The following is an 8,591-nucleotide window of genomic DNA, read 5'->3' on the forward strand; positions in this document are numbered from 1 at the left end:
AAAAACGTTTAAATGACCGGCAATTAGCGCTTAATCCCTTTATCCGCTCGATACTGGTCGAGCGTTTGCATAATTAGAATGAGGCAGTCATCGCGTTCTTGCACTAGCTCATCGATGGACGCACCATCGGCTTGCGACAAGCAACCTGCCACCATGTCATCTTTCAATTCTTGGGTAAGTTTGGGGGCTTTAAGACGAGTCCAAGGCTCTTCTAACGCATCTTCGAAATGGTCCAGTAAATGCGCCATGCCGCCTTGCCCGCCGCCCAAATGGTAGGTTAAGCAATGCCCCATAATGGCCCAGCGTAGACCCGGCCCATAGGCAATCGCTTTATCAATATCTTCAACAGAGCATTCTTTGTTTGCCACCATGTGGAGTGCTTCACGCCACAGTGCTTCTTGTAAGCGGTTGCCAATAAAGCCCGGCAACTCTTTATCCATTTTCGCCACTTGTTTTTCCGTGGCTTCGTAAAACGCAGCTGTCCAATCCACGACATCTTGACGCGTTCTTTCTCCGCCACACACTTCGCAAAAAGGCACCAAATAAGGGGGATTGAAAGGATGCCCGACCACAAACCTTTCAGGATGCGCATCAAGCTCGCTTGCCATCTCTGTCATGGCATAGCCTGATGTGCTGGAAATGATCACCACATCAGCGGGGACGATGCGGTCAAGCTCTGCAAACAGTGCCTTCTTGGCATCCATGCGCTCAGGTGTGCTTTCTTGGATCACTTCCACCTGATTGGCCAACATCTCCAATGTATCTACAAAACGGAGATTGTCTTTGCTTGCGCCGTCTCTTAAGCCCAGCTTTTCAATGGTCGGCCAAATGTTGTCGACCATTTTCAACAGCTTTTCTTTTGCATTAGGGCCTGGGTCGAAAGCGACAACTTCCATGCCCATTCGCAGGAAATGCAAAGCCCAAGCACCACCAATAACACCCGTGCCAATGACCCCTACTTTTGACACCTCAGTCGGATTCGGACGCATCATCATCTCTCCTATTGTGTGCCACGCAGGCGAAGCTTTTCTCGCGCCTCAGCGGGGCTGAGAACACGCGCCCCCATGCCCTCGATGATCGTCACGGCGCGTTCGACCAACTGTCCATTCGTCGCCAGTACCCCTTTACCGAGATACAAATTGTCTTCAAGGCCAACGCGCACATGACCGCCAAGCAACGCTGACTGCGCCGCCCACGGGAGTTGGTTTCGGCCAAGCGCAAACGCAGTCCATTGGCTGTTTTCCGGCAGCATATCCACCATGCCTTTTAACAAGGTGAAATCCGGTGGTGCTCCCCACGGAATGCCCTGACACAGCTGGAACATGGCATTGTCAGCCAGCAAGCCTTCTTTTCTCATTTGCAGGGCAAACCAAAGATTGCCCGTATCAAAAATTTCCAACTCGACCGTCACGCCAAGCTCTTTAATTCGGGCAGCACCCAATCGCAGCATGTCCGGCGTTGATACGTAGACGAGGTTGTTATCCCCGAAATTTAAAGAGCCGCAATCGAGGGTACAGATCTCAGGCTTGAGTTCTTCAATGTGCACAAGACGTTCAAGCCCACCCACCAAGTCCGTTTCAGGGCAAAATGCGGTTGGGTTTTCTTCCGGCCCGACATAGAGATCGCCGCCCATGCCTGCCGTCAGGTTAATAACAATGTCGCACTGGGACGCGCGCAGACGCTCACAAACTTCTGCATAGAGGTCGACACGTCGAGACCCCTGCTTTGTCGCAGGATCTCGAACATGAATATGGGCAATGGCCGCCCCTGCATTCCATGCTTCAATGGCTGAGTTGGCGATTTGCTCTGGGGTGATCGGCACATTGGGGTTTTTATCTGCGGTATCCCCTGCACCATTAATTGCGCAAGTAATAATGACGTCTTGATTCATCGTAAGGGCTCTTTTGTGGGTTAAACAAAACAAGAGACAAATGGCTATGCCTAGATTTCATCGTCGAGCACTATTAAAGCTACACGTTTAAATACGACGACTTTGACTAAAGTCGACGCTAATTAACCTAAAAAAGACCTAAGCGATGAAATGTCGCGATCAGAGACGCCTGCCTGTTTGCGACATTTTGATCAGCACTTTTCGTTGAAATATTACCGTTCTCGACTCGGTAGTTTGGAGAACTGTTTTTGGTAACTGCGGGTAAAATGGGAGAGGGAGACAAAGCCACAGGCTGTTGCTACTGCGGTGACGCTGTCATTGGTTTGTTGCAGCATCCAGCGTGCTTTTTCTAACCGAAGCTGCCGATAGAACGCTTTGGGCGTTTGCGACAAATGCCGTTTAAATAATCGCTCTAACTCTCTGTCTGAAATACCAAGACATTCAGCCAACTCGGTGATCAACAACGGCTCTTCAATGTTCTGCTCCATCACATTGACCGCATCAATCAGGTTAGGGTTTCGGCTATCTAAGCGGATTTGTAACGAGCGACGCTGAGGTTCGCTGTGCTCCCGTTGGTGGGTATAAACCAGCTCGTCAGCCACCCGCGTTGCCAACGCTTGTCCGTATTGCGACTTGATGAGATAGAGCATCATATCCAACCCTGATAACGCGCCGGGACACGAGAAACGTTTTCTATCAATGACAAGCAGCTCCTGCACTAACGTCACCTTAGGAAACGCCTCTTGCGTCGTTTCTAGGTTTTCCCAATGCATGGTTGCGCGATAGCCGTCCAAAATACCTGCCGCAGCGGCAATATAGGCGCCCGTATCCTGACAACCGATATCAGCACCAAAATGGCTTTGCTGTCGAATAAAGCCCAACACGGCTGGCGTTGAGACCACATCAGGGTCACTGCCCGAACAAATTATCAGGGTTTCACATTTCTCAACTGCGCGAAGATCGGTATGTGTCATGATCTCGATGCTGTCACTGCTTGAAATCAATCCGCCGTTTTCTGAGATAAGTTGCCATTCATATAAGGCTTCTCCTTGCGTGCGGTTTGCATGACGCAAGGGATCTAACATGGAGGTTAACCCAAACAGCGAGAAGCCAGGCAAAAGCAGAAAGTGAATTTTTTGTACGGCCTTGCGTGATGGTTCGCCAAACACGGTTCACCTCCTCCCTCGCTTGATTCGTCGATAAAAATCAATTTATGTGCGGCTTTAATCAACAACGTCGACTTTTTCAACCTAGTATAGGAGCCAATCACCAAGCTTGTTTACGCGAGGAAGAAAAATGCCAAACCTGTCCGCCGAGGCACGCCAACCACATCAAACAGGAATGATCACCTTGTTGGAAAGTCCGGTCTTACCGGAGTGGATAGACTACAACGGCCACATGAACGACGCCTATTATGTCGTCGCTTTTAGTCAGGCCATTGACGCCTTCATGCTGCACATTGGTTTGGATGAAACCTTTAGAGAAGAACACAGCGTCTCGATTTACACCCTGCAAAGCATGGTGACCTACCTAAAAGAAGTCGCCGAAGCGGAGCCGATTGTTATTCGTGGGCAACTATTAGAAAGCGACAGCAAGAAACTACGGCTTTTTCTAACCATGTATCACGCAGACAACCATGATGAACTCGCCACCATGGAAACCTTGCTCCTGCACATGGATATGAAAGCGCGAAGAGCTGCGCCTTTCTTGGCGCAGACTCAAGCGTTAGTCAATGAAATACAAACCGCGCACAGTGTGCTGGAAATACCGAGAAATGCAGGGAGAGGGATTGTGATTAAGCGGGTGGGTTGAGAGGTGTTACAGCTAAATCGGGGAAGATGACACTATCAATCAACCCATTTTAACCGTCAGGTACTCGTCTGGGCCTTCTGCTTTTTGAAAATCGCTGAAAATACTAACACTTTTATCAACAAAGGTTACTTTTGCTACTTGTCGCGAAATAACAAACAAACGAGTCACCTATTCTGGCTTACTGCATAGTGAGCTATTTGGTTTTCTATAAAGTGTTAGCCTAGCTTTTCCGTATTTTAAGATTTCGAAAAATCTATGTTAGAGAATTTCGAAAAAACGTTTTGCTCAACTGTATGAAAGATAAAAAATCAAGATTCCCCCCCTCTTGGCTATAAAGGGTGGCATTGCCTTGGCCATCAATACCATATATGTTGCAAAGATTATTAGTTTCATCCGCTGCTATGTAGTATTTTGCGGGGAGATTTTTACATTGATAAGCTGCTGAGACAAATTTGTACGTGGCAATATATTGCCCCCTGACAATAGGAACGTCAGCATAAAAAACAACCTTGTGTCTATTTACAACATACTCTTCCAAATATTTACAATTAACGACATTAGGGCAATTATCATTAGAGCTGGAATTTGCTTTTATCGCAGCTTTACTTGTTGGATTATAATGCCGCCCAAGAAACTTTTCCAAATCCCTCAATCGTTGCAACTCGGAATGTTCTATTTGTTCTTTCAATTTTCTTTGTTGAACTTCCTCATCTAAAATTGCAACTTTTCCTTTTTTTTCAATCTCCTTGAATACGGTCATTTCGTCTAGACAGCTTTGAACTCTTAATTCTATATAAATTGCTTTTGCGGCAGCCGAATCGCCATAGGCTTTCACTAGTGCTTTTGCCCATAAACCCTCTCTCATCACCCCTTCGTCAATCTCTCCATAAACTAGTTCATAGAGCTTTTCTTCAAGCAACCTCTCTTTAGCTGATTTGATTTTCGTTTTAAACATTGTCGACCTTTTAAGTAACCATACGCTGTTATCCATCATAAAATCATAGCTAATATAAAGTTTTTGGCATGGTTATCAGCGTTCAACCAAACAACCACTTCAAAAGATGAGATACCTATCAGATAAATTAGTCGTCAACTTATACGGCACCTTTAGAAATAAACACTGAACTGAAACACAAACAGACACTTTAAGAAAAGAACAAAACTGTCAATAGCAGCATTTCATGCCCTTCAGCCCACCTCGAATACGCAGCGATAATCAGGGTTTAGCCGTGATTTCTTCATCTTACATTTCCGACGATCATTGCTACTAACCGTGGCTCAAACGTACTCAACACTTCGCTCCATCATTCAAAATCCGCTAAGCCCTCATCTCACTCTTTTCCAAGTACAAACTCACCCCCTCTAAAAAACTTCAAAAAATTTTCACCCCTTTTCATGTCCCAGCCGTTTGTAACCTCAAACACAGCGACTGGAGTCTTATCTCAGGCGCACATTTTCGAAGAAGGGATGAATCATGACACTTCGCAAAACCACCATTGCACTTTTTATCAGTACAGTTTTGATTTCTGGTTGTTCAGATAAACCAGCCACCTCGCAGCAAACGAACGAGTCTCAGCAACCGACAGTGAGCACTGAAGTAAAAGAGGTGACAGCACAGGAGGCGCACCAAACGCAGATTCAGAGCCAGACAACGAAATCGGTTCCTGCCAGCCAGCCTGAAGTTTTTTATGCCGTTGCCCCTACCAATAAACGCGCCATGATCGGTATGCCCTCTCATGACATGATTGTGGTGCAGCCAAATCGCGACAACTACTTGCCGACGCCGAGCAACGGGGTTCAACTTGTCAGTGAGCAGCCACTCTCGACCTTCTCTATTGACGTCGACACCGGCAGTTACGCCAATATTCGAAGCTACCTCGATATGGGGCAAAAGCCGCCTGCCGATGCGATTCGTGAAGAAGCGTTTATTAACTACTTTGATTACGGCTACGAAGTTCCAACATCGACTACCCAGCCATTTTCCGTACAAACAGAACTGGCACCGTCTCCTTGGAATGAAGATCGTCAGCTACTTCGCGTGGCTCTCAAAGGCTATGACATACCAAGCGATGAGCGAAAACCATCCAACCTTGTTTTCCTTGTCGATGTCTCCGGTTCAATGGGACAACCCAATAAGCTGCCACTGCTGGTACAAAGCCTGTCGATGCTGACAAAACAGCTAAGCGGCGATGACACGGTTAGCCTTGTCACGTATGCAGGCACATCCAGCGTGGTGCTTAAACCCACCCAAGGCGACAACCAACAAGACATCCTCAATGCGCTAAAACAGCTTCAAGCGGGCGGCGGCACCTATGGGGAAAGTGGCATCAAACTCGCGTATCAACAGGCGAAATCCGGCTTTATCAAAAATGGCGTTAACCGCGTCATTCTGGCCACCGACGGCGATTTCAATGTGGGTGTCACTAACCTCGATCAGCTGAAGAACATGATTAAAACCGAACGCGACAACGGTATTTCACTCACCACATTAGGCTTTGGCCGTGGCAACTACAACGATGCCATGATGGAGCAACTTGCGGATATCGGCGACGGCAATCACGCCTACATTGATACCTTGCACGAGGCGCAAAAAGTGCTGATCCGCCAGATGAGCGGGACGCTGCAAAGCATCGCCTCTGATGTGAAAATCCAAATCGAATTTAATCCCGCAGTCGTCAAAGAGTATCGTCTGATTGGTTACCAAAACCGCCAACTTCGCGATGAAGACTTTAACAATGACAAGGTCGATGCAGGGGAAATTGGTGCGGGTCATTCAGTGACGGCAATTTATGAAATCACCTACGCGGGCGATAAAGGCCAAATCGACGATCTACGCTATCAATCAAAGCCAATTAAGCAAACGAAAACCGCCCTGCTTCAAAACGAAGTGGCACAGGTGAAAGTACGCTACAAACTGCCGGAAGCAGACACCAGCAAGCTCGTGAAAACCATTGTGCATCGTAAAGATGGTAAACCGGCGTTCACGCAAGCCAGCAGTGATTTCCAATTTGCCACCTCGGTAGCGGCATTTGCACAAAAACTGAAGGATAATCAATACCTCGATGATTTATCCTATGAACAGATTGCCAGCATTGCGCGCAACAACCGAGGCGACGACCCTTACAATGACCGTGGTGAATTTATTCGCATGGTAGAGGTCGCACAGAGCTTGTAAGCATGCTTCTCGAAAAGGTGCATTTCTGCATGGCGTACATATGGAGCGGCGCATTGTCGCTCCTCGTTTAAAGACACGTATGAATAACAACACAGACGAAAATCTTATGCTCAGTTTCAGCGCAGGTGACCAAGGTGCATTCAGCGAATTGTACCTTCGACACCGTGCGCCCCTATATCGCTATGTACTGCGACAGCTTGGCGTATCGCAGCATTCAAGAGCAGAGGAGCTGTTCCAAGATGTCTGGTTTCGGGTTATCGACAAACGCGCATCATACGAGGCGTCGGCTAAATTCACCACCTGGCTATATCGCATCGCGCATAACATTGTGATTGATGAGTACCGCAAGCAGCAGTCGGAAAAGGACTATCACGCCCAGCTTGACGGTGATGAGGCATGGACGCAGCCCGATAACCCAGCAGAACGGCAGCAGTCGGCACTAAAGCATTGCATGCACTTACTGGCACCCAAGCAACGAGAAGCGTTTTTGCTCCGTCACGAAGCGGGGTTCGAGCCCGCACAGATCTGCGACATTGTTGACGCTAAACCGGAAACACTGAAAACACGTCTTCGTTATGCCCTTGACCAACTCAGGCAATGCTTGACGAAAAAGCTAGGAGGTCGAGAATGACCCACCAATTCTCTGATGACGAGATTATCGCGCTCTACAAAGACGGGGCTATCGAAGAACCTTCCGAGCTCATAGATGCGCGCATTCTTCGCTATGCACAATCTCAGACCAAGCAAGAAAGAAAGCCTAAATACCCGTGGTGGCAAATCACCGGTATTGCAGCAACTGTTGGGTTTGTAGCTATTCTTGCGCCGTGGGAATGGGCAGATAAGCCGCTTTCCACACCGCCAGCGGTGATCCAAGAGTCTCTAGAAGTAGAGATGATGATGGATGCTGTGCCTGCCGACGTCGCGTTACCGGAAGCCCCGCAAACAGAAATGAAAGCAAGAGCAAACGCTGAGGTTCAATCCCGTAAATTTGCCAGTGAATTGAAACGCGAAGATTCAGAAAAAATCATTGCGATCAAATTGAAGGAAATCCAAACCCTGCTTGATAACGACGACACCGAGCAAGCAAAAGAGAAGCTCGAACAGCTACTCAACGCCTACCCACAAGCAAAAGAAGCAATGACGGAAGAGATGAAAGCGTTGATGGGGCAATAACGCAAATATGTTTGTGCCCCATTCACTGCTAGGGATGCCAATTTGCCGATTTCAATTACTGAATAATTTTCAGTTCATTCGGGTAATGAAGGTTTGCTCGTCATCCACAAAAGCCACAAAGCCGCCAAAATAGATAAACACCCGGCCACGCCCCTCAACGAGGCAGGCAAGCTGTGGGTTCAAATCTTCTTCGTTATCCTGACGTTGAAAAGTGCCAGTATCGGTGATTACGCCGCTGAGTGTAGGCAAATATCCATAAGTGCGCTTGGCTTGGTCAATCAGGGGCAACTCGCTGGCGGCAGAGAAGCAAGAGGGGATCGCACCCGCTTCTTCGATAAACATCGTTTTCAGTTCTTCATAAGCGGTAATCACCAGCCAGTCGATGCCGTTAACATGATGGATAAACATAGCGTTTCTCGTTGATTTTGATGCGGGGAGTTTATCACTATCAGAGGCAGAAGGTAGTAGAGGTTTAGTTGCTAAAGTCTGCAGTTCTGAGCCAATTTCGGGCTTTCATTAGGCCAACTTGAAACACGCTTT

The 8,591-nt window shown here is 47.7% G+C and carries 9 protein-coding genes; 4 read left to right on the top strand and 5 right to left on the bottom strand.

Annotated features, from left to right (window positions below; all coding sequences use genetic code 11):
• Positions 1–23: 23 nt before the first annotated feature.
• From LRP49_RS24105 to LRP49_RS24115, 3 genes are all read right to left on the bottom strand, one after another.
• Positions 24–992 (bottom strand): 3-hydroxyacyl-CoA dehydrogenase NAD-binding domain-containing protein, encoded by a 969-nt coding sequence (locus LRP49_RS24105; protein WP_274146087.1) that lies wholly within the window; start codon positions 990–992, stop codon positions 24–26.
• Between the two features lie 8 nt (positions 993–1,000).
• Positions 1,001–1,891 carry a beta-keto acid cleavage family enzyme gene (locus LRP49_RS24110; RefSeq protein ID WP_274146089.1) on the bottom strand — a complete coding sequence of 297 codons (891 nt, stop codon included), beginning with the start codon at positions 1,889–1,891 and terminating at the stop codon, positions 1,001–1,003.
• A 212-nt stretch (positions 1,892–2,103) separates the two neighbouring features.
• The gene (locus LRP49_RS24115; RefSeq protein WP_274146091.1) at positions 2,104–3,060 is read right to left on the bottom strand and encodes a GlxA family transcriptional regulator; all 957 of its coding nucleotides are present in this window, start codon (positions 3,058–3,060) and stop codon (positions 2,104–2,106) included.
• 127 nt (positions 3,061–3,187) lie between these two features.
• Here LRP49_RS24115 and LRP49_RS24120 point away from each other — a divergent pair, with 127 nt between their 5' ends.
• Complete coding sequence (locus LRP49_RS24120; RefSeq protein WP_274146093.1) at positions 3,188–3,703, top strand: thioesterase family protein; 516 nt, start codon at positions 3,188–3,190, stop codon at positions 3,701–3,703.
• A 253-nt stretch (positions 3,704–3,956) separates the two neighbouring features.
• Here LRP49_RS24120 and LRP49_RS24125 read toward each other — a convergent pair whose 3' ends face one another.
• Entirely contained in the window at positions 3,957–4,658 is a 702-nt protein-coding gene (locus LRP49_RS24125) for a hypothetical protein (protein WP_274146094.1), read from the bottom strand.
• 519 nt (positions 4,659–5,177) lie between these two features.
• Here LRP49_RS24125 and LRP49_RS24130 point away from each other — a divergent pair.
• From LRP49_RS24130 to LRP49_RS24140, 3 genes are all read left to right on the top strand, one after another.
• Complete coding sequence (locus LRP49_RS24130) at positions 5,178–6,878, top strand: vWA domain-containing protein (protein WP_274146096.1); 1,701 nt, start codon at positions 5,178–5,180, stop codon at positions 6,876–6,878.
• Between the two features lie 79 nt (positions 6,879–6,957).
• On the top strand, positions 6,958–7,509 hold the full coding sequence (locus LRP49_RS24135) for a sigma-70 family RNA polymerase sigma factor (protein ID WP_274146098.1): 552 nt from the start codon (positions 6,958–6,960) through the stop codon (positions 7,507–7,509).
• Positions 7,506–8,051, top strand: a complete 546-nt coding sequence (locus LRP49_RS24140) for a hypothetical protein (RefSeq protein WP_274146100.1) — start codon at positions 7,506–7,508, stop codon at positions 8,049–8,051. Before LRP49_RS24135 ends, LRP49_RS24140 begins: the two co-directional genes overlap by 4 nt.
• A gap of 69 nt (positions 8,052–8,120) precedes the next feature.
• On the opposite strand, the gene LRP49_RS24145 is transcribed toward LRP49_RS24140, so the two are convergent.
• Positions 8,121–8,459 carry a cytosolic protein gene (locus LRP49_RS24145; protein WP_274146102.1) on the bottom strand — a complete coding sequence of 113 codons (339 nt, stop codon included), beginning with the start codon at positions 8,457–8,459 and terminating at the stop codon, positions 8,121–8,123.
• Between the last annotated feature and the right edge of the window lie 132 nt (positions 8,460–8,591).

The sequence above is a fragment of the Enterovibrio qingdaonensis genome (genome assembly GCF_028683135.1).
GTDB lineage: Bacteria > Pseudomonadota > Gammaproteobacteria > Enterobacterales > Vibrionaceae > Enterovibrio > Enterovibrio qingdaonensis.

Coding starts and splice junctions, on each gene's coding strand:
- LRP49_RS24120 (WP_274146093.1), top strand. CDS start 3,188: ATGCCAAACCTGTCCGCCGAGGCACGCCAACCACATCAAACAGGAATG.
- LRP49_RS24145 (WP_274146102.1), bottom strand. CDS start 8,459: ATGTTTATCCATCATGTTAACGGCATCGACTGGCTGGTGATTACCGCT.
- LRP49_RS24135 (WP_274146098.1), top strand. CDS start 6,958: ATGAATAACAACACAGACGAAAATCTTATGCTCAGTTTCAGCGCAGGT.
- LRP49_RS24105 (WP_274146087.1), bottom strand. CDS start 992: ATGATGCGTCCGAATCCGACTGAGGTGTCAAAAGTAGGGGTCATTGGC.
- LRP49_RS24130 (WP_274146096.1), top strand. CDS start 5,178: ATGACACTTCGCAAAACCACCATTGCACTTTTTATCAGTACAGTTTTG.
- LRP49_RS24140 (WP_274146100.1), top strand. CDS start 7,506: ATGACCCACCAATTCTCTGATGACGAGATTATCGCGCTCTACAAAGAC.
- LRP49_RS24110 (WP_274146089.1), bottom strand. CDS start 1,891: ATGAATCAAGACGTCATTATTACTTGCGCAATTAATGGTGCAGGGGAT.
- LRP49_RS24125 (WP_274146094.1), bottom strand. CDS start 4,658: ATGTTTAAAACGAAAATCAAATCAGCTAAAGAGAGGTTGCTTGAAGAA.